Origin of the sequence: Sphingomonas kyeonggiensis, assembly GCF_014204495.1 — a bacterium.
In the GTDB taxonomy this organism is placed as follows: Bacteria; Pseudomonadota; Alphaproteobacteria; order Sphingomonadales; family Sphingomonadaceae; genus Sphingomonas; species Sphingomonas kyeonggiensis_A.
This window is the reverse complement of record NZ_JACHLN010000003.1, coordinates 179,971-198,927: the sequence shown is the minus strand read 5'-3', so window position 1 is coordinate 198,927 and position 18,957 is coordinate 179,971. Positions and strand designations below refer to the sequence as shown.

The 18,957-nt window shown below is 68.7% G+C and carries 14 protein-coding genes; 7 read left to right on the top strand and 7 right to left on the bottom strand.

What is annotated here, in order from left to right; all coding sequences use genetic code 11:
- Position 1: 1 nt before the first annotated feature.
- Both HNP52_RS15245 and HNP52_RS15240 read right to left on the bottom strand, forming a co-directional pair.
- Complete coding sequence (locus HNP52_RS15245; protein WP_184168495.1) at positions 2-1,375, bottom strand: GH1 family beta-glucosidase; 1,374 nt, start codon at positions 1,373-1,375, stop codon at positions 2-4.
- Positions 1,362-3,788, bottom strand: a complete 2,427-nt coding sequence (locus HNP52_RS15240) for a TonB-dependent receptor (protein WP_184168494.1) — start codon at positions 3,786-3,788, stop codon at positions 1,362-1,364. Before HNP52_RS15240 ends, HNP52_RS15245 begins: the two co-directional genes overlap by 14 nt.
- Before the next feature lie 330 nt (positions 3,789-4,118).
- Between HNP52_RS15240 and HNP52_RS15235 the strand changes: the two genes are divergently transcribed.
- The 5 genes from HNP52_RS15235 (at position 4,119) to HNP52_RS15215 (ending at position 8,640) form a co-directional block, all read left to right on the top strand.
- On the top strand, positions 4,119-4,460 hold the full coding sequence (locus HNP52_RS15235) for a cytochrome c5 family protein (RefSeq protein WP_221416452.1): 342 nt from the start codon (positions 4,119-4,121) through the stop codon (positions 4,458-4,460).
- Positions 4,461-4,463: 3 nt separating this feature from the next.
- Positions 4,464-5,879 carry a D-arabinono-1,4-lactone oxidase gene (locus tag HNP52_RS15230; RefSeq protein ID WP_184168492.1) on the top strand — a complete coding sequence of 472 codons (1,416 nt, stop codon included), beginning with the start codon at positions 4,464-4,466 and terminating at the stop codon, positions 5,877-5,879.
- Positions 5,872-7,158 carry an alanine racemase gene (locus HNP52_RS15225; RefSeq protein ID WP_184168491.1) on the top strand — a complete coding sequence of 429 codons (1,287 nt, stop codon included), beginning with the start codon at positions 5,872-5,874 and terminating at the stop codon, positions 7,156-7,158. The genes HNP52_RS15230 and HNP52_RS15225 overlap by 8 nt, the downstream gene beginning before the upstream one ends.
- Positions 7,159-7,264: 106 nt before the next feature.
- Positions 7,265-8,182 (top strand): alpha/beta fold hydrolase, encoded by a 918-nt coding sequence (locus HNP52_RS15220; protein ID WP_184168490.1) that lies wholly within the window; start codon positions 7,265-7,267, stop codon positions 8,180-8,182.
- On the top strand, positions 8,179-8,640 hold the full coding sequence (locus HNP52_RS15215; protein WP_221416450.1) for a cupin domain-containing protein: 462 nt from the start codon (positions 8,179-8,181) through the stop codon (positions 8,638-8,640). The genes HNP52_RS15220 and HNP52_RS15215 overlap by 4 nt, the downstream gene beginning before the upstream one ends.
- A gap of 126 nt (positions 8,641-8,766) precedes the next feature.
- Here HNP52_RS15215 and HNP52_RS15210 read toward each other — a convergent pair whose 3' ends face one another.
- From HNP52_RS15210 to HNP52_RS15195, 4 genes are all read right to left on the bottom strand, one after another.
- Positions 8,767-9,408 carry a response regulator transcription factor gene (locus tag HNP52_RS15210; protein WP_184168489.1) on the bottom strand — a complete coding sequence of 214 codons (642 nt, stop codon included), beginning with the start codon at positions 9,406-9,408 and terminating at the stop codon, positions 8,767-8,769.
- Positions 9,405-12,434 (bottom strand): triple tyrosine motif-containing protein, encoded by a 3,030-nt coding sequence (locus HNP52_RS15205; RefSeq protein WP_184168488.1) that lies wholly within the window; start codon positions 12,432-12,434, stop codon positions 9,405-9,407. Before HNP52_RS15205 ends, HNP52_RS15210 begins: the two co-directional genes overlap by 4 nt.
- Before the next feature lie 79 nt (positions 12,435-12,513).
- Positions 12,514-15,504, bottom strand: coding sequence for a glycosyl hydrolase family 28-related protein (locus HNP52_RS15200; protein WP_184168487.1), 2,991 nt, complete (start codon positions 15,502-15,504; stop codon positions 12,514-12,516).
- A 64-nt stretch (positions 15,505-15,568) separates the two neighbouring features.
- Positions 15,569-15,799, bottom strand: coding sequence for a helix-turn-helix transcriptional regulator (locus HNP52_RS15195; RefSeq protein ID WP_184169189.1), 231 nt, complete (start codon positions 15,797-15,799; stop codon positions 15,569-15,571).
- A 318-nt stretch (positions 15,800-16,117) separates the two neighbouring features.
- Between HNP52_RS15195 and HNP52_RS15190 the strand changes: the two genes are divergently transcribed.
- On the top strand, positions 16,118-17,458 hold the full coding sequence (locus tag HNP52_RS15190; RefSeq protein ID WP_184168486.1) for a GntP family permease: 1,341 nt from the start codon (positions 16,118-16,120) through the stop codon (positions 17,456-17,458).
- A 43-nt stretch (positions 17,459-17,501) separates the two neighbouring features.
- On the top strand, positions 17,502-18,179 hold the full coding sequence (locus HNP52_RS15185; RefSeq protein ID WP_184168485.1) for a FadR/GntR family transcriptional regulator: 678 nt from the start codon (positions 17,502-17,504) through the stop codon (positions 18,177-18,179).
- Positions 18,180-18,308: 129 nt separating this feature from the next.
- Here HNP52_RS15185 and HNP52_RS15180 read toward each other — a convergent pair whose 3' ends face one another.
- A complete protein-coding gene (locus HNP52_RS15180) occupies positions 18,309-18,836 on the bottom strand; it encodes a gluconokinase (protein WP_260396174.1) in 528 nt (175 codons plus the stop codon).
- Positions 18,837-18,957 lie beyond the last annotated feature (121 nt).

Below are 18,957 nucleotides of genomic sequence, written 5' to 3'. Positions count from 1 at the left end.
CTCAGGCTCGTTGGGCCCGGATGAAGTCGCGGTACCAGGCGAAGCTCGCCTTGGGCGTGCGCTTCAGCGTCTCGTAATCGACATGCACCAGCCCGAAGCGCTGCGACAGGCCGACCGCCCATTCGAAATTGTCGAGGATCGACCAGATGAAATAGCCGCGCACGTCCGCGCCGCCCGCGATCGCGGCGGCGAGCACCTCGAGATGCGCGGCGTGATAGTCGATCCGCCTGCCGTCCCATACCGCGCCGTCCGGTCCCGGCTCGTCGCTATAGGCCGCGCCATTCTCGGTGATATGGATCGGGGGCAGCGCCGGGCCATAGCGGGCGCGCAGCGCGGCCAGTATCTCGCCCAGCCCCTCCGGGGTGACCGGCCAGCCGAAATCGGTGGTCGCGCGGCCCTCGATCGGCACCAGGTCGAAGGGCAGGTCGGACGGCATTGCATGCCCATCGACCACCCGCACGGTCTCGCTCGGCGCGCCGACCTTCTCGGCATTGTAGTAGTTGAGCCCGTACCAGTCGATCGGCGCGGAGATCTCGGCGAGGTCGGCTTCGACCGGCCCGGGCATCACCGCGCCGATCGCCTCGGGATAGCGACCGAGCAGCACCGGGTCGGAGTAGAGCCAGCAGGTGAGGGTGCGGTAGAGATTGGCGGCCGCCACGTCGGCCGGATCGTCGCTGGCCGGCCATACCGGCATCTGGTTGTTGACGATCCCGATGCCCGACGCCCCGGTGGCGCGCAGCGCCGCGACCGCGCGGCCATGGCCGAGAAGCTGGTGATGCGCCACCGGCAGCGCGCCGAGCCCGAGCGTCCTGCCGGGCGCATGGCCGCCGACCGCATAGCCCATGTTGGTCAGCACCATCGGCTCGTTGAGCGTCGCCCAGCGCGCCACGCGGTCGGCAAGCCGCGCGGCGACGATCCCCGCATAATCGGCGAACCAGCCGGCCATGTCGCGATTGGTCCAGCCGCCCTGATCTTCCAGCGCCTGGGGCGTGTCCCAATGGTAGAGCGTCACCATCGGCGCGATGCCGGCCTCGCCCAGCGCGTCGACCAGCCGTTCGTAGAAGTCGAGCCCGGGCTGGTTCACCGTGCCGCGACCCTCGGGCAGGATGCGCGGCCAGGCGATCGACAGGCGATAGTCGGTCACCCCCAGGTCGCGCATCAGCGCGATATCCTCGGCGAAGCGATGATAGTGATCGGCGGCGATTGCGCCGCTGTTGCCGTCGGTGATCCGCCCGGGCTCGGCGCAGAACCGGTCCCAGGTGGAAGGGCCGCGGCCGCCCTCGGCGACCGCGCCCTCGATCTGATAGGCGGAGGCCGACACGCCCCAGCGGAAGCCGGGCGGGAAGGCCGGGCGGCCCGGCTCAGAACCGCCCATTCAGCTCCACTCCCCAGAAGCGCGGCCGGTCCATGCGGACATAGGGCGTGCCCAGCGTCTGCGCGCTGATCGGGTTGAGCGTGCGCGGGGTGCGCACGTCGAACAGGTTCTCGGCGAAGACCGACAGCGAAAAGGCGTTGCCCGGCAGCCGCCAGCCGATCCGCGCGTTGACGATCTCGCGGCTCCCGCGCAGGCGCTTGAGCTTCGAGAAATCGACCATGTCGCCATAGATCGGGCTGTTCTCCAGCGCGGCGTCGGAGGCGCGGATGGCGTCGTTGAGCCGCCGCTTCGAGGTGTAGCTGTAGCTGGCATCGGCGAAGATGCCGCCGGCGCCGCCGCCAAGATCGCGGTCGAGATGGGCGTTCAGCACGCCGCGGAAGCTGGGCTCGCCGGTCGGCTGGCCGTCGATGTCCACGCCCTGCTCGGTGCGGCTGACCCAGACCGAGTCGATATAGCCCGCCACCGCGCCGATCGAGATACCGGGCGCAATCGCGAAACGGGTGTCGAGGTCGATGCCCCATGCCCTGGAGTCGCCGCTCAGCGTCACATATTGTGGCACGCCCGATCCGCTGATCGATTCCAGGCTGAGCTGCTGCCGGTCGCGATAGACATAGTGATAGGCGGACAGGTTGAACTGCAGCCGGCGCTCGAACAGGTTCGACTTGAGGCCGCCTTCGAAGTTCCACACCGTCTCGGGCTTGAAGAAGGAATTGAGCTCGACGCTGTTGTATCCGCCTGCCTTGTAGCCGCGCGCGGCCGAGGCATAGGCCATCACGTCCGGGGTGAAGTGATAGTCGATCACGAAACGCGGGCTGACGTCGGAGAAGCTTTCCTTGCGGGTGAAGCGGGTGCCGTTCAGTGCGCCCGCCTCGAAGATGATGTTGGTGCCGACCACCGCATTGTAGAAATCGGCGACGCTGATCGTTGCGGCGTCCGGGAAGACGCTGGCGCCCAGGATCGCGTTGTAGAGCGCGCCCGGCGCGCCGACCTGCGTCAGCCCCGGCGCGCTGTACGGATTGACCTGCCAGGAGAATTTCTTCTCGTCCCGCGTGTAGCGCAGGCCGACGGTGAGGTTCAGCTTCGGCGTGGCCGACCAGGTCAGGTCGCCGAACGCCGCGTAGGAATCATTGTCGGCATGGTTGTCGATCGATTCCACCCAGGGGATGCCGAATACCGGCAGGCCGACGCTGTCGAGCACGGTGAACAGCGGCAGGCCGGCGACATTGGCGAGCACCGTGTCGATCGAATCGGTCAGCGCGATCGTCCGCGTTTTCTGCATCGCGCTTTCGTGGAAATAGCTGGCGCCGAGCACCCAGGTCAGCCTGCTGGTCGACTGGGCGAGGCGCAGTTCCTGGTAATAGCTCCGGTTACGCTCGTTATTCTCGGTGTCGAGATGATGCGCGGCCAGGTTGGTGCCGTCCTCGTCCTCGCGGTTGAGCGTCTTGAACCAGCGATAGGAAGACAGGCTGGTCAGCTTGAGCTTGTCGCCCAGGTCCTGGTCGATCGTCAGCGTGAAGGCGTCGAGCAGCCGGGATTCGCGCGATCCGCCGAGCGTGTCGTTGGCGAAGGGCCCCTCGGGGTCCTGGCTGAGCGCGAGCGGGCCGATGCCGATCGCGGCTGGACCGTCCTTGTGGGTATTGTCATGGTCGTAGGCGAGCAGGATGTCGGTGCCCGCACCGGGGCGGAAGCGCAGCGCGGCGCGGCCCGACCAATTGTCCTCGCGCTCATAATCGCGCCCGGTCACGGCATCGGTCAGATAGCCGTTGCGCTTGTTGTAGACGCCGTTCACCCGCAGTGCGAGCGTGTCGCCCAGCGGCACGTTGAGCATGCCCTCGGCGCGGCGGCGCTCATAGTTGCCGATGCGCAGCTGGGCATTGCCCTCGAACGCATCGACCGGCTTCTTGGTGATGATCGAGATCGCGCCCGCCGAGGTGTTGCGCCCGAACAGGGTGCCCTGCGGGCCTTTCAGCACTTCGACGCGGTCGACATCGTTGAAGAAGATCAGCGCCGAGCCCGAGCGCCCGGTATAGACACCGTCGATGAACACGCCGACCGCGGGCTCGGTGCCGATGCCGAAATCGTCCGACGAGACGCCGCGGATCGCATAATGGGGCTGGGTGACCGAGGTGTCGTCGATCGTCAGGCCCGGCGTGAAGGTGTCGATGTCGCCGGCGCTCTGCGCGCCCAGCGCGTCGAGCGTCGCGGCGCTGAACACGTTGACGCTGATCGGCACGTCCTGGAGCGATTGCTCGCGCCGTTGCGCGGTGACGACGATTTCCTCGACCCCCGCTGCCTGGCCGTTCCCGCCACCGGCGCCGGTCTCCGCCGAAGTCGTCGTCGATTGCGCCCATGCCTGGCCGCTCCACAGCAATGCCGCTGCGCAGATTGCCGTCCCCCTTTGCACGTCCCTCATGTCGCCTCCCTCTGGCGTGTGCCGTTCTGCTTTTTGCTAGAAGTCCTTTCGGCCCGTTGCCGGGCAGCGCGGTTCCCGCGCGATGGCGCGCCGGGTCGGATCGAAATGCAGGTGGGGCAGGGCGCCGCGCGGCGCCCTTCGGGTCTCGGACAATGCTTGGTTCGCTTGGTCGGCCACCCAGTCCCCCTCGCGTACGGCTCTTGACCGGATTAGCGATGACTATTAGTTAGCCATGACTAATTTATGGTGTCAATGGGGGTGCGCATGGCCTTGCCGCGGGGGGAATTGCGTGGGGCTTCTGGCTGGAGGGCAGGGGCGCGAAGCCTGGCCGTGGCGAGCCTGGTTGCGCTGTCCGCCTGTAGCGGTTCCACCGGAACGCCCGCCGCCCGCCCGTCGCCGATCACCGAGGCGCAGAGCGCGGCGATGCAGCCCCGCGATACGCACCTCGCCCAGCTCTACGAGACCTCCTGCAAGGCCTGTCACACGGTGCGCGACACCGGCGCGCCGCTGACCGGCGACCGCAATGCCTGGGATCCGCGCTGGGCCAAGGGCGAGCAGGAACTCACCCGCAACGCCGTTGCCGGGCTGAACGGCATGCCGCCGGGCGGGCAATGCTTCGCCTGCAAGCCCGAGGATTATGCCGCGCTGATCCGCTTCATGGCGGGGCGCTGAGCGATGGCCCGGATCTCGCGCCGTGCGCTGCTGGTTGGTGGAGGTGTGGTCGGTGCGGGGGCGCTGACCGCAGGGGGGCTTGCCGGTCGCCGGCTCTGGCTCGATCGCGAGCCCCCCGAACCGCCGCTCGCCGACAAGGCGGGCAATCTCCTGTGGCGCAACTGGGCGGGCACCGCGCAATCCTATCCCGCCAGACGCGCCGCGCCGGCCAGCGAGGACGAGCTGGCCACGCTGCTCAAGTCCGGCCCGGCGCCGGTGCGCCCGGTCGGCTCGGGCCATTCCTTCTCGCAGCTGGTGCCGACCGAAGGCACCTTGCTCACGCTCGACGGGCTCACCGGCCTGGTAAGCCATGATGCGGCGAAGCGTCAGGCCACGGTCTGGGCGGGCACGAGACTGCGCGAGCTGGGCAGCGCGCTCGCCGCGATCGGGCAGGAGATGCCCAACCTGCCGGACATCAACAAGCAGTCGCTCGCCGGCGCGCTGGCGACCGGCACGCACGGCACCGGCAAGGGGCTGAAGGCGCTGCACGGCGAGGTCATCGCAATGCGGCTCGCCACGCCCTCGGGCGAGATCCTCGATTGCGACGCCAATCGCAACGCCGACATCTTCAATGCCGCCCGCGTCAATCTCGGCGCGTTCGGCGTGGTGACGCAGGTCACGCTGCAGAACCGGCCGCTCACCCGGGTGCGCAAGCGCGTCGAGATCCGGCCTACCCGCGAGGTGCTGGAGGACTGGCCCGCCCTGCGCGCCCGGCACCGCAATGCCGAGTTCCTCGTGCTGCCGTTCACCAATCGCTGCGCGGTCATCACCCATGACGTGACCAGCGATCCGGTCCAGCCGCGCGGCCCCGATGCGGACGCCGAGACGCTGATGAGCCTCAAGACGCTGCGCGACGTGTTCGAGTTCGCGCCCGGCATGCGCCGCACCATCGCCGCGCGCGAGCTCGACCGCATCGCGCCCGAGATCGCGGTCGACGAAGGCTGGAAGCTGCTCTCCAACGAGCGCCCGGTGCGCTTCAAGGAGATCGAATATCATGTGCCGATCGAGGCGCATGTCGCCGCGCTGCGCGACGTGATCGATGCGGTCGAGACGCATCGCCGCGACGTGTTCTTCCCGTTCGAGGCGCGGATCGTCGCGGCGGACGATGCCTGGCTCTCGCCCTTCTACCAGCGCGAGAGCGGATCGGTCGCGGTCCATGCCTATTACAAGGAGGACCACGACTTCTTCTTCGCCCTGATCGAGCCGATCCTGCGCCGCCATGGCGGGCGTCCGCACTGGGGCAAGATGAACTCGCTCGGCGCGCAGGACTTCGCCGCGCTCTATCCGCGCTGGCGCGACGCGATGGAGATCCGCCGCGCGCTCGATCCGCAGGGGCGGATGCTCAACCCCTATCTGAAGGGTATCCTGGGACATGGCTGACGCCCCTGCAAAGCCGCGCCGCTTCGGCCGCCGGGCAATGATCGTCGGCGGCGCGGCGGTGGTCGCCGGCGGCATCGGCGTGGCGGCGTTGCGCAAGGGCGATCAGGGCGGCGCGCACGACGCCTATTTCCTCCGGCTGAGCAAGGCGCTGCGCGACGCCGGCATCGCGCATCCGGTGCTGGTGGTCGACCGCACGCGGCTGGATCACAACATCGCCGCCGCCAGGAAGGTGCTGGCGCCATCGCGCCTGCCGCTGCGCGTGGTGGTCAAGTCGCTGCCTGCGCCGCAGCTGATCGGCCATGTCATGGCCGGCATGGGCACCAACCGGCTGATGGTGTTCAACGGCGCGATGCTGGCCGACATGGCGCGGCTGCATCCCGATGCCGACCTGCTGCTCGGCAAGCCGCTGCCCGCGCTGGAAGCCGCTGCGTTCCTGCGCAACCAAAGCGCCGAGGCCGGCGCCAAAGTACAATGGCTGATCGATACCCCCGAGCGGCTGGCCCAATATGCCGAGATCGCGCGCGGTATCGCTCGCCCGGTCCGTGTCGCGCTCGAGATCGATGTCGGCCTCCATCGCGGCGGCTTCCCCGATCCCGAGAGCCTGGCAAAGGCCGTGGCGCAGGCACGCGCCAACCCGCTGCTCAGCCTGTCCGGGCTGATGGGCTATGACCCGCATGTCATGAAGATGCCCAATCCCGACGCCGCCTATGCCGAGGCGCAGGATCGCTATCGCAAATCAATAGCATCGCTAAGATCCGCCGGAACCGACCCCGCCGGGCTCACCCTCAACGGCGCGGGCAGCCCTACCTATGCGCTCCATGCGGGCAAGGGGACGGTGGCGAACGAAGTCTCGGTCGGCTCCGCCTTCGTCAAGCCGGTGGACTTCGACGTGTCCACCCTCGAGCCGCATCTGCCCGCCGCCTTCATCGCCACCCCGGTGATCAAGGCGCAGCAGCGCTTCCGCCTGCCGGGCTATGAATGGCTGTCCGGCCCGATCAACTTCTTCGATCCGAACACCGAGAAGGGCTTCTTCGTCTATGGCGGCCACTGGCTCGCCACGCCGGTCTCGCCGCCGGGGCTCGAATATAATGGCTTGTTCGGCCGGTCGAGCAACCAGGAGCTGCTCACCGGATCGGCAAGGGTCGCGCTGCACCCCGACGACTATGTCTTCCTGCGCCCGAACCAGAGCGAGGCGCTGTTCCTCCAGTTCGGCGACATCGCGCTGTTCGATGGCCAGCGCATCGTCGATCGCTGGCCGACGCTGCCGGTCTCGGCCTGACTTTACCCGTCCGGGTATCGCCTGGCGCCCGCGCTGGCATTGAGACGGGAAGGCGGGCCGGACACTCTCCTCGCGAAACCGGATCCCCAGGCTCGAGGAAGTCCCAATGCTCAAATCCCTTCTCATGGCGACGGCACTATGCGTCGCCGCGCCCGCCGTCGCGCAGGTCGCGCCGTTCCCGGCCGCCTTCAAGACGCAGGAAATCGCCACCAACGGCACCACCATCCATGTCCGCGTCGGCGGGCATGGCCCCGCCGTGCTGCTGCTCCATGGCTATGGCGAGACCGGCGACATGTGGGCGCCGCTCGCCGCCGCGCTCGACGACGATCACACCGTGATCGTGCCCGATCTGCGCGGCATGGGCCTGTCCGCCCATCCCGCCGGCGGGTTCGACAAGATGAACCAGGGACGCGACATGCAGGGCGTGCTCGCCGCGCTCGGCATCCAGAAGTTCGATCTGGTCACGCACGATATCGGCAACATGGTCGGCTTCGCGCTGGCCACCCAGCAGCCCGACCGCGTCGGCCGCTTCGTGCTGATCGATGCGCCGGTGCCGGGCGTCGGTCCCTGGGAGGAGATCCTCAAGAACCCGCTGCTCTGGCATTTCCGCTTCGGCGGACCGGACATGGAGCGCCTCGTCGCCGGGCGCGAGCGGATCTATCTTGATCGCTTCTGGAACGAGTTCTCCGCGAACCCGGCGCGGTTCGACGAGAAGTCGCGCCAGCACTATGCCGCGCTCTACGCACGTCCCGGTGGCATGCATTCCGGCTTCGCCCAGTTCGCGGCCTTCGATCAGGACGCGATCGACAACCGCGCCTGGCTCGCCACCGGTGCGAAGCTGAACATGCCGATCCTCGCTCTCGGCGGCGAGAAGTCGTTCGGGCTGACCATGGCCGTGGTGATGCGCGCCGGTGCCACCAACGTGACCGAAGGGGTCGTCCCCGATTCCGGCCACTGGATCATGGAGGAAAACCCCGCCGCCACGGTCAAGCTGGTGAAGGCCTTCCTGGAGTCCGGCCGATGAGGATGCACCTGCTCGCTGCCGGCATCGCGCCGTTCGCGCTGTTGACCAGCCTCTCCGCCCAGGCCCAGCAGGTGCGCCTCACGCCGGTGGAGATCGAGGCGCTGGCCAAGGGCGGAGCAGGGCCGGGCACCTCCGGTGTCGCCGGCATCCGCACCACCGTGCTGCTCGGCGATCCCACCAGGGCCGGCCCCTACACGATCGAGATCCGGGTGCCCGCGCATACCCGGATCCAGGCGCACACCCACCGCGACGAACGCAGCGCGGTCGTCGTCAGCGGTACCTGGTATTTCGGCTATGGCACCACTGCCGACGAAGCGAAGGTGAAGGCCTTGCCGCCGGGCAGCTTCTATACCGAAGGCGCCGACGATGCCCATTTCGCCCTGACGCGGGAAGAACCGGCAATCGTCTATATCAGCGGCTGGGGCCCGACCGACACGGTCTACACTGCCAAGCCCTGAGCCATCGAGGGTGCGGTTGCTGTTTTAACAGCTCCCCGGCGAAAGCCGGGGCCCAGGGTAACGAAGCGAGACGGCAGAGAAACCCTGGGCCCCGGCGAAAGCCGGGGAACGGGAAGTCGATACGCCCTAGCGATCGATATAGCCCCGCCGCGTCGCCACCGTCACGGCGTGGGTGCGGTCATGGACGCCCAGCTTCTCGAAGATGGTCTTGAGCTGCGCCTTGATGGTGTCGACCGACAGGGTCAGCCGCCAGGCGATCTGCTTGTTGGGATGGCCCTCGGCAACGAGGCGCAGGATCGCCGCTTCCCGTTCCGTCAGCGGCTCGTCCAGCGCGTGCTCGGCCAGCGCATGCGCGATGTCGGAACAGACCACCCGGCGCCCGGCATGCACCGAACGGATCGCGTCGATCAGCTCGGTCCGGACGCAGTTCTTCAGCAGATAGCCGGATGCCCCCGCCCGGATCGCGCGGATCGCGTTCGCGTCGCCGGGATAGGTGGTGAGCACCAGGATGCGCGCGTCGCCGGACAGCGCCCGGATCTTCTCGATCGCCTCGATGCCGCTCATGCCCTGCATCTGGACGTCCATCAGCGTGACGTCCGGCGCAAGGTCGCGGAACTTCGCGATCGCGTCCGGGCCGTCGCATGCCTCGCCGATGGCCTCCATATCGTCCTGCCGCGCCAGCAGCCCGGTCACGCCTTCGCGCACCACGGGGTGATCGTCCACCACCAGGACGCGGATCGGCGAGGCACCAGGCGAGGCAACGGTCATCCACGGCTCCACAGGCGTGCTAGCAGGCTGCGCTCTTCGGCCTTGTACGCGATTCCGCCAGGCACCGTGAGCAGCAGTTCGGTACCCTGATCCGCCGAGGGGCGGATGACAAGGCTTCCGCGCAGCCTCCGCGCCCGTTCGCGCATGCCCGCCAGCCCGTAATGCCCCGTCCGGCCTCGCGCCGCGAGCTCGGGGTCGATGCCCACGCCGTCGTCGGCGATGCGCAGCGCGAAGCTCGCGTCATGGTCGATCTCCACCTCGACGCGCCGGGCGCAGGCGTGCCGCCAGATGTTGAACAGCGCTTCGCCCGCGATGCGGCCGGTCTCCTCCAGCGCCAGCGCGTCCAGCGCGCGGGGCGTGCCGTTGATGGCGACGCATATCTCGACGTCGGGACTGAAGCCCTGTCGGGCGATCAGCTCCCGGATGACCTGCTCGATATCCGCCGCCTGGCGGGAGCGGAGGTCGAGCACCCGGTCGCGCCCCTCGGCGATCACTCGGTCGGCGGTGTCGATTGCCTGCAGCAGCGCCGGGCGCCCGGGCTGCTTCGCCGGCAGGTCGTCGACCGCGAGCTGGAAGCGCAGGGTCAGCGACTGGATCGCCTGCAGCAGCGTGTCGTGCAGCTCGCGGGCGATCCGCTCGCGCTCCTCGAAACGCTCCGCCATGCGCAGCCGGATGCGGCTCGCGACCACGCGCATCCGCATCGAGTAAGCGAGCCAGAGCAGCGCGATCAATGCGGCCGCGCAGAGCAGCCGGAACGGCCAACTCTGCACGAAGGTGGGGCGGATTTCGAATCCGACCTCGGCACCGCTCCGGTTCCACACCCCGTCATTGTTCGCGGCCATCACCTGGAAGCGGTAGTGGCCGGGGCCGAGATTGGCATAGGAGGCGACGCGCCGCGCGCCGGCATCCACCCAGCCGTCGTCCACGCCGTCGAGCCGGTAGCGGAAGTGCACCCGCTGCGGCACCGCAAGGCTGAGCCCCGCATAGGCGATGTCGAGCGCGCGCGTGCCGGGCGGCAGGATCAGGCTGCCCGGATCGCGCCAGCTGTGTCCGCCGCTGGTCAGCGAACGGATGGTGACGGGCGGGGGAAGGGCATTGCCCTTGAGTGTCGCCGGATCGAAATAGCCCGCGCCCTGGCGGTTGAGGAACCAGACGCGTCCATCGCCGGCGACCGTGCTCTGCAGGCCCGCAAAGCCCGCATGCTGGGCCGCGCTGACCAGCCCGTCCTGCGAGTTGAACAGCGTGCGGGGCAATGGCGCATGCGGGTCCTGGAACGCGCGGTCGAGATCGGCGGTGGCCACCCGGGAGATGCCGGTGCGGGCGACCAGCCAGGTCTCGCCGCGTTCGGTCTGCACCAGGCTTCGCAGCCAGATCAGCCAGGGAAAGCGGCTCTGGTCGAGGCGCGCCAGCTTGCCGTCGCGCAGGCGCACCAGGCCCTTGTCGTCGCTCAGGAAGATGTCGCGGGTCCCGGCGGCGATCATCGTGGCGGTGCCGAACCCTTGTCGCAGGGTCAGGCGATTGCCCTCGAGCGTGGTCAGGTTGGGGCGACCGGTAAAGGCGATGCCACCCGAAGGTGTGGCGATCATGTCCCACACGCGCTGCTGCGCGAGCACTCCGGCGGCATGGTGCCAGCCCCGCGCGTCGCGCCAGACCAGCGGCTCGCCGAAGATGGCGACCCACAGCCGGCCCTGGCCATCCTCGGCGCAATGGGTCGATGTGCCCTGGCTAGGAAAGCCCGGTGCGGTCTCGATACGGTCGCCCACAACATGGAGTGTGCGGGCGTTCTGGGCGATCCAGATGCCGCCGGCACGGGCGCGGCACATCGACAGGTTGCTGCCATCCAGCTTCAGGATCGGCCGGGGCGCTCCTCCCGGGGCGATCCGGAACAGCGTGTCGTTCGATTCGATATAGACGCTGCCGTCGCTGGCCCCGGCGAGCGCCAGGCCGTGGACCGGGTCGGCGGGAATCGCCAGTTCCTGCGTCGCGCTGGCGCGGCGGAACTGGTCGATGCCGGTCTCGGTGGCGATCCAGACGCTGCCCTCGCGATCGACGAACAAGTCATAGCTGAAGTCCGAGGTCAGCCCGTTCGCCGCGTCGAACGGGTAGGCGGTCGCCGTCGCGCCGGCGGCCGACGGAATGTACGAGATGCCGATGGACGCGGTCGTGCGCCACAGCCCGCCCTGCCGGTCGAAGCTCAGCGTGGCGGAGCGGACGTTGGGAGCGGAGGGGAACTGGATGGCGCGCGCGGGCACCCGGCCGTGCCCGTCGCGCACCATGCGCGTGCCCGTCCCGTCGGAGACCCACAGCGCGCCGGACGGATCCAGCGCGATCCTCGGCCTGCCCGAGACGCGGTCGGGCAGCAGCTGGAAGCGGGTCTTGCCCGGCGCTAGATAGGCGAGGGCGCCGCTGTTCCCGCCCTGGTGTGTGAGCGCGATCCACACGCCGCCATCCGGCGCGATCACCAGCCCCATGACCGCGCCCTCGGGCCGCCCCAGCTTTTCCCCGACCGACTCCCATTTCCCGCCGCGCAGCCGCCGGAGCTGCGTGTCGAACCGCCCGGAGGCGACCCAGATCGACCCGTCGGGCGCCTGTGCCATCGGGCCGATCGAGGCGGGCGGGGTCGGCATATGCGTATCGAGGAGCTGCCCGCCGCGGTACATCGCCACGCCGCCATTGCCGCCGAGGCCCACCCACAGCGCGCCGTCGCGGCTGGCCAGCAGCCCGGTCGGCTCCACGCGTCTCCGCGCCGCGCCAGCAGGCCAGTCGATCCGCTCGAAGCTGATTCCGTCGAACCGGTAGAGCGCGTCGCCCGCCAGCCAGATATAGCCGTCGCGGGTCTGGGTGATCTTGAAGACCCCGTTCGGCGCGCCTTCGTCGGGGCCCCAGCGGACATGCTTCAGCCCGCCGAACCCGGGTGGGGCAATCTGTGCAACCAGGGGCGTCGGGAAGAGCAGGCAGGCCGCAAGCAGCGCCCGGGCGCTAGTTGCCGAACGCCCCAGCTCGCCGACGATCCCCCGCCAATCCATCCTGCCCCGCGCCGATTTTGCCCCGATATGGTAGCGATAGCAAAGGCGTGGGCGGTTCTCCAGCCCGCGGCGGTGCGGGTCAGAGGCTCACGGCGTAGAGCGCATGATGCGCGAGGATGAACAAGGTGCGCCCGTCCGCCCCGCCGATCACCAGCTGCAGCGGTCGCTCGGGCACGTCGATCCGGCGCACCGGCTTGCCCGCCGCGTCGTAGACGAACACCTGCCCGTTCGCGACATAGAGCGTGCCGTCCGCGCCGCGCGCCACGCTCTCGCCGCCGCGATCGGCGACGATGCGCAGGTCGGTGACCGTGCCGGTCGCGCCGACCAGCCCGCTATAGGTGCGGTTCTCCGAGCCGTTGGTCAGCGTCACCCGCTCGCCCGGCCGCGCCGCGACCAGGCCATGTGCGTCCAGCGTGTCCGACCAGCGCCAGCCATTGTGATCGTCCGGTCCCTGGTTCCACACCCGGAACGCCGGCAGCACCAGCGATCCGTCGGGCGAGACATATTCGCGCAGCTTGGGCGTGCCCATCGCCCGGGTGAAGAAGTCGGCGATCGGCGGGAACTGGTAGGTCTCCGGATCGATCCGGTCGGCGAACTCGCCATTCGCCCACATGTTGACCGGCAGCAGCGTCGCCGCGCCGTCCCGCGCCTTGGCGGCGGTCGGATCGATCACCCGCACCTCGCCGGGCTTGGCCGGATCGATGCTGTAGACCGTCGCGTCATGCCCGGCCGAGGACAGCACCAGCAGGTGCCCCGATCGATCGACCGCCAGGTTCACCGGATCGAGCGGCGCATCCGCGACGATGGTCAGCCCTTCCTTCTCCGACCAGCCATGGATCCGCTGGAACTGCCGGTCGATGAAATAGAGCTTGCCCTTGGCATCCGTCGCCGCCCCGGCGATCGAATAGAAGCCGTCGGCCAGCTTGCGCACCTCGGGCGACACCGGCACCGGCGTCCTGCCCATAGCGACCGCGCCGACATCGAGCCGGGCGAACTCGCGCTCGCGCACTTCCTGCCCGCCGGTCACGTCCTTGATCGCATTCTCGAACGGATATTTGCTCGCCCGCAAATAGGTGCCGCAGCCCTTGTCGTCGCAGCTGGCGAAGGCGCTCTCGGCATTCACATGCACGTTGCGGAAGCGGATGTCGCTCGAGTTGGTGAGCTTCACCGCCGCGTCCATCGGCTTGATCGAGCGGGTGACCCGGTAGCCGTGATAATTGGCGAACAGGATGTTGCGCGAATTGCGGAACTCCGTCGAAATCGCATTCACCCCGTCGCGCACTTCCTGCTCGGTCTGCGGCGCGTGGAACTCCCAGTTCTCGACATGGTCGAGCACAATCTCGGCTCGGTAATGATGCTCGGCCGACAGCTCATAGACATAGCCCGGCGTCTTCGTATCGGAGACGTAGAAGCCCGCCGAAGCCAGCGTGTTGGGCGACCAGACCGCCGCGAAGGTGCCGCCGCCGCCATCGGTTACCCAGATGCTCGGATGCTGGCCGTCGAAGCGTGCCTTGGGGTCGCCGAAACCGATCGGGCTGCCCTTGGTGAGCACGGTGCCGCCGCCGCCCTGGATCTTGACGTCGTTGACCATCGAGGCTGCACCCGCCTTCCACAGCAATGCGGTGGCGCGCGGATTGACCCCGCCGGTCCACAGCCCGATGCCCGAGACGATCGCGTCGCCGCCCTTGGCACTTGCCAGCAGGGCCTTGGCGCTGCCCACCCCGGCATAGGCCGGCGTCTCGTCGGGCAGATAGAGATGCGTCAGGCTCGGATGCAGCGAGATCAGCACGCTGTCCGGCCGCAGCCTGAGCGTGTCGGTCACGCGGTAGCGGCCCATCGGCAGATAGACCACGCGGTGCGTGTCGATCGCCCGCTGCAGCGCCGCGGTATCGTCGGTCTCGTCATCGCCCTTGACGCCAAGGTCGCGGGCATTGGCCCATTCGCTGACCGGGGGCAGGGCGCGGATCGCCGGCGCGGGGCGCTTCGGCATCTTCGCCAGCGGCGCCATCGACACATCGGTGGCGAAGGCGCCCATCGCGCCCAGCCCGGGCAGCTTGAGCCCATAGGAGAAGTCGCTGACCCGGTAGGCGCGGCCCTGGCCCGCCACCGTCCGGCCGCTGTCGCGGAAACGTGCGAAGACCGGCGTGTCCTGCGCCACCGCGTTCATGAAGCCCACCTGGGTGAACACGCTGTCCTCGTTCGAGATCAGCACGCCGGCCTGGGCGACATTCTCGAAGCGCACGTCCTTGCCCCACAGCGAATCCGAATAGCCGCGGTCGATCTCGATCCCCACCGGTGTGTTGCGGATCGCGACATTGACCAGGGTCAGGTCGACCTCATGCTCGCGGATCGCCGCATCGCGCTGCCCCTCGAACTCCGAATCGATCAGCGTGAACTGCCAGGCGGGCGAGGTCTTCTCGGTCAGGATGCCGTAGCGCCCGCCATAGAAGCGCAGATTCTCGCACTCGTTGCCGGCCTGGTAGATGCCGGCCAGCCCCGATCCGAGATGGAAGTCGACATGGCGCAGGAAGCCGTGCTGCGCGACGCGAAAACGCACCGCGACCGCGCCTCCATTGCCCTTGCCGATCTCGAAATCGACATTGGACAGCGCCGAATAGAAGGTGCTCGAGGTTGCGTCATAGATGTCCGGATTGGCCGGCACGCTGGTGGGCGGCGGCACCGGCACCTTGCCGACGCGGTACTGGTCCTCGCCGGTGAAGCTGACCATCGCCGCCACGCCCTTGCCATAGCCCGGCGTATCGTCGCCCAGCACGAGCACCGGCCTTGTGGCGCCGACGCCGAACACGCGCACCGCCGAGCGCACGAAGATCGTCCGGCTGATCCGGTAGCGGCCCGAGGGCAGGAAGACGACGCCGCCCTTGCCCCCGGTAGCCGCCGCGTCGATCGCCTGCTGGAGCGCGGCGCTGTCGTCGGCGCGGCCGTCGCCGACGCCCTTCACGGTGATCGCGCGCGGATCGTTCGGCTGGGTCCGGTAGACCGAGGTCGATTGGGCAAGCGCGGGAAGCGGGCACAGCAACAGGGCCGCGCAAAGCAGGCGGAAGGCCTTCATGAACCTCTCCCGGAATGGGCTGATGGAAAGACAACAGGGCGCGGGCAGGGCCGCGCCCGGGAAATCAGGCCTGGCCGAGCGCCAGGCTCTGCGCGGCGATCGCCACCTGGGTGCGGTTGCGCACGTTGAGCTTGCGCATCAGCGCGGTCATGTGCGCCTTCACCGTCGCCTCGGCGATGCCGAGTTCATAGGCGATCTGCTTGTTGAGCTGCCCGGAATGCACGCCCCGCATCACCTTGAGCTGGGTAGGCGTGAGATGCACGGGCCGGCCCGCGCCATCAATCAGATGGGGCATCGCGGCCGAAACTGCCGCCTTCTGGCTCGCTTCCTGAACGGTCACCTTCATCGATCCTCTCCCCGAGGCGCATGGCTTCATGCTCGCGGATCGGCGGTTCTGCACGATCCCTGTCCATGTTCCGTTTTGTGGAATCGGTTGGACAGGTTTTAGTATGTTCCCCAATTGGTAACGGTAGCAAGCCTTTTTCGTTGCCGATTTGCAAAAACTTGTCATACAACTCCGTATGTCCAATGAGCTTGCGATAAAAAGCCGAGGACTTCCGGGGAGGACAACGATGTCAGGATTCGCGTTCGATTGCGCCCAGGGGATCGCCGAATGAACGGCGAGGATATCCGGCTGGTAATCGCTGCGGTCGCCGGCATCGTCCTTGCGATCCTGCTGATCGTCCGCTGGCGCCTCCATCCCTTTATCGGCCTGCTCGTCGGCGCCTTCGCCGTCGGCCTGTTCGCCGGCCTGCCGCTCGCGGACACCGCCAAGGCGGTGCAGAAGGGCGTGGGCGATATCGTCGGCGGCACCGGCCTCGTCGTGGCGCTCGGCCTGTCGCTCGGCGCGATGCTCCACCTTTCCGGCGCCGCGGCCTCACTCGCCACCGGCGCGCTGCGCCTGACCGGGCCCAAGGCCGCGCCCTGGGCGACGCTCGGCATCGCGATCGTCATCGGCCTGCCGTTGTTCTTCGAGACCGGCCTCGTGCTGCTGCTGCCGATCGTCGTCGCCGCCGCCAAGGCGATGCCCGACAATGGCGATCCCGACGGCACCAAGCTGCGCCTCATCATGCCCGCGCTTGCCGGCCTCGGCGTGGTCCACGCCCTGGTGCCGCCGCATCCAGGGCCGCTGCTCGCGGTCGAGGCACTCAAGGCCAGCCTGGGCCTCACCATGCTCTACGGCGTCATCATCGCCATTCCGATCGCGATCCTCGCCGGGCCGGTGCTCGCCAGGTTCGTCACGCCCGGGGTCAAGCTGACCGAGCCGGTGCTGAGCGATCCGGTGCACGACCTGCAGCCGCCGCACCGCGCCGTCTCGCTGTTCATCGTGCTGCTGCCGATCGTGCTGATCGCCACCGGTGAGCTCGCCAAGCTGGTGCCGGCGCTGGCCAATTCGCCCTTGCTCGCCGCCGCCGCCAATCCGGTGCTCGCGCTGCTCATCACCAACCTGCTCGCGCTGCCGCTGCTGTTCGGCCGGCGGCTGGGCGAGGAGAGCATCCAGGATGCGATCTGGTTCGAGACGATGGGCGCGGCGGGCGCGATCCTGCTGGCGATCGGCGCGGGCGGCGCGCTCAAGCAGGTGCTGGTCACCGCCGGCCTGTCGGACCTGCTGGCGCGGCTGGTGATGATGTACTCGATCTCGCCGCTGCTGCTCGGCTGGCTGGTCGCGGTCGGCATCCGTCTTGCCGCCGGATCGGCGACGGTGGCGACGATCACCGCGGTCGGCATCATGCCCGGCGTGGTCGCCGCCTCGGGCGCCTCGCCCGAGCTGGTCGTGCTGGCGATCGGCGCGGGATCGGTGTTCTTCAGCCACGTCAACGATCCCGGCTTCTGGCTGGTAAAGGGCTATATGGGCACGACCACGGCGGACACCTTCCGTACCTGGTCCCTGCTCGAGACGGTGATCTCGGTCGCCGGTCTGGTCATGGTGGTGGGGCTCAGCTACCTTGTCTGAGACGCGCCCTGGGGAAAATCGAGGCGCGAAGAAGAGAGGCGCCGTGCAGGAGGGCAGGCTCGCCGATCGCGCCTATACGGCGATCGTCGGGATCATCAACGAAGACGATCTGGCGGTCGGCGATCGGCTGCCGTCCGAGGCGCGGCTGGCCGAGCTGTTCGGCATGTCGCGTACGATCGTGCGCGAGGCGTTGGTCCGCCTCGCCGCCGACGGCATCACCGAGGCGCGGCGCGGCGCCGGCTCCTATGTGAAGCGCCGCCCCTCCGCGCGGCTCGGCTCGCACGTGCCGATGGACGGGCTGGCGGCGACGCTCGGCACCTATGAGGTGCGCTTCGTGCTCGAGGCGGAGGCGGCACGGCTCGCGGCCCAGCGCCGCTCGCAGGAGCAGATGGAAGAGATCGACGCGGCGCTCGAGGCGCTGCGCACAGCCTTGCTTTCCAGCGCCCCGGCGCATGACGAGGACTGGCGGCTCCACCGCGCGATCGCCGAGGCGACGGGCAACAGCGCCTTCATCTCCACCTTCGATCATCTCCAGCACGACGTGATGGGCATTCTTCGCGCCGGCGTCGACATCTCGCGCTCGCGCCCGCCCGAGGTGATCGGATCGATGATGGAGGAGCATGACGCGGTGGTCGACGCGATCCGCGCCCAGGACGGCGACGGCGCCGCGCTGGCGATGCGCTGGCACCTGTCCCAGGGCCGCAAGCGGCTGATGCCCTGACGCCCCGACCGTCGTCCAATACCCCCAAACCGTCATGCTGAACTCGTTTCAGCATCCAACGCACAACAAAGGATGTCTTCGCGGGGGGAGGGTTGGGCCCTGAAACGGGTTCAGGGTGACGATGTGTCCCTACGACCCAAGCTCCGTCCGCAGCCACGCGAACACTTCGCCGCAAAGCGCATCGACCGGCCGATAGCAGTGCAGTGCCAGCGCGCGCTCGTCGCCGTCCGGGCGCTCCAGCGTTGCGAACTGGCTGTCGAGCAGGCTCGGTGCCATGTAATGCCCGGCGCGCGCGGCCAGTCGCGGCGCGATCTCCGCTGGCTCGCCGTCGAGCAGGATGAAGGCGATCGGCACGCCCGCCGCACGTTCCAGCCGTTCCCGATAGCTGCGCTTGAGCGCAGAGCAGGCGGCGACCGCGATGCCGCGCTCGCGCACCGCGCCGCCGATCGCCGCGCCCAGCCGGTCGAGCCAGGGCCAGCGGTCGGCATCGTCGAGCGGCTGGCCGCCGCGCATCTTGGCGACGCTTTCGCTCGAATGGAAATCGTCGCCCTCGAATGCCGGGGCGGCGAGATAGGTGGCGAGATGGCTGGCCAGCGTTGATTTGCCGCAGCCGCTCACGCCCATCACGACGACCGCGCAGGGGAGCAATCCGGTCATTTTTTGCTGCGCTTTCACGTCGTTCCCCGGCTTCGGACAGGACGCTAGATGTTCGCATGCGGGCGCTTTGACCATTGCGACCTTTGTCGCGGTCGTCCGGGTCTGGGCGCGCGCGTATCCG

What these genes read in the sequence shown, in the direction of transcription:
- HNP52_RS15240 (WP_184168494.1), bottom strand. Translation starts at nt 3,788, where the DNA reads ATGAGGGACGTGCAAAGGGGGACGGCAATCTGCGCAGCGGCATTGCTG.
- HNP52_RS15225 (WP_184168491.1), top strand. Translation starts at nt 5,872, where the DNA reads ATGGCTGACGCCCCTGCAAAGCCGCGCCGCTTCGGCCGCCGGGCAATG.
- HNP52_RS15180 (WP_260396174.1), bottom strand. Translation starts at nt 18,836, where the DNA reads ATGACCGGATTGCTCCCCTGCGCGGTCGTCGTGATGGGCGTGAGCGGC.
- HNP52_RS15200 (WP_184168487.1), bottom strand. Translation starts at nt 15,504, where the DNA reads ATGAAGGCCTTCCGCCTGCTTTGCGCGGCCCTGTTGCTGTGCCCGCTT.
- HNP52_RS15190 (WP_184168486.1), top strand. Translation starts at nt 16,118, where the DNA reads ATGAACGGCGAGGATATCCGGCTGGTAATCGCTGCGGTCGCCGGCATC.
- HNP52_RS15245 (WP_184168495.1), bottom strand. Translation starts at nt 1,375, where the DNA reads ATGGGCGGTTCTGAGCCGGGCCGCCCGGCCTTCCCGCCCGGCTTCCGC.
- HNP52_RS15215 (WP_221416450.1), top strand. Translation starts at nt 8,179, where the DNA reads ATGAGGATGCACCTGCTCGCTGCCGGCATCGCGCCGTTCGCGCTGTTG.
- HNP52_RS15205 (WP_184168488.1), bottom strand. Translation starts at nt 12,434, where the DNA reads ATGGATTGGCGGGGGATCGTCGGCGAGCTGGGGCGTTCGGCAACTAGC.
- HNP52_RS15195 (WP_184169189.1), bottom strand. Translation starts at nt 15,799, where the DNA reads ATGCCCCATCTGATTGATGGCGCGGGCCGGCCCGTGCATCTCACGCCT.
- HNP52_RS15230 (WP_184168492.1), top strand. Translation starts at nt 4,464, where the DNA reads ATGGCCCGGATCTCGCGCCGTGCGCTGCTGGTTGGTGGAGGTGTGGTC.
- HNP52_RS15210 (WP_184168489.1), bottom strand. Translation starts at nt 9,408, where the DNA reads ATGACCGTTGCCTCGCCTGGTGCCTCGCCGATCCGCGTCCTGGTGGTG.
- HNP52_RS15220 (WP_184168490.1), top strand. Translation starts at nt 7,265, where the DNA reads ATGCTCAAATCCCTTCTCATGGCGACGGCACTATGCGTCGCCGCGCCC.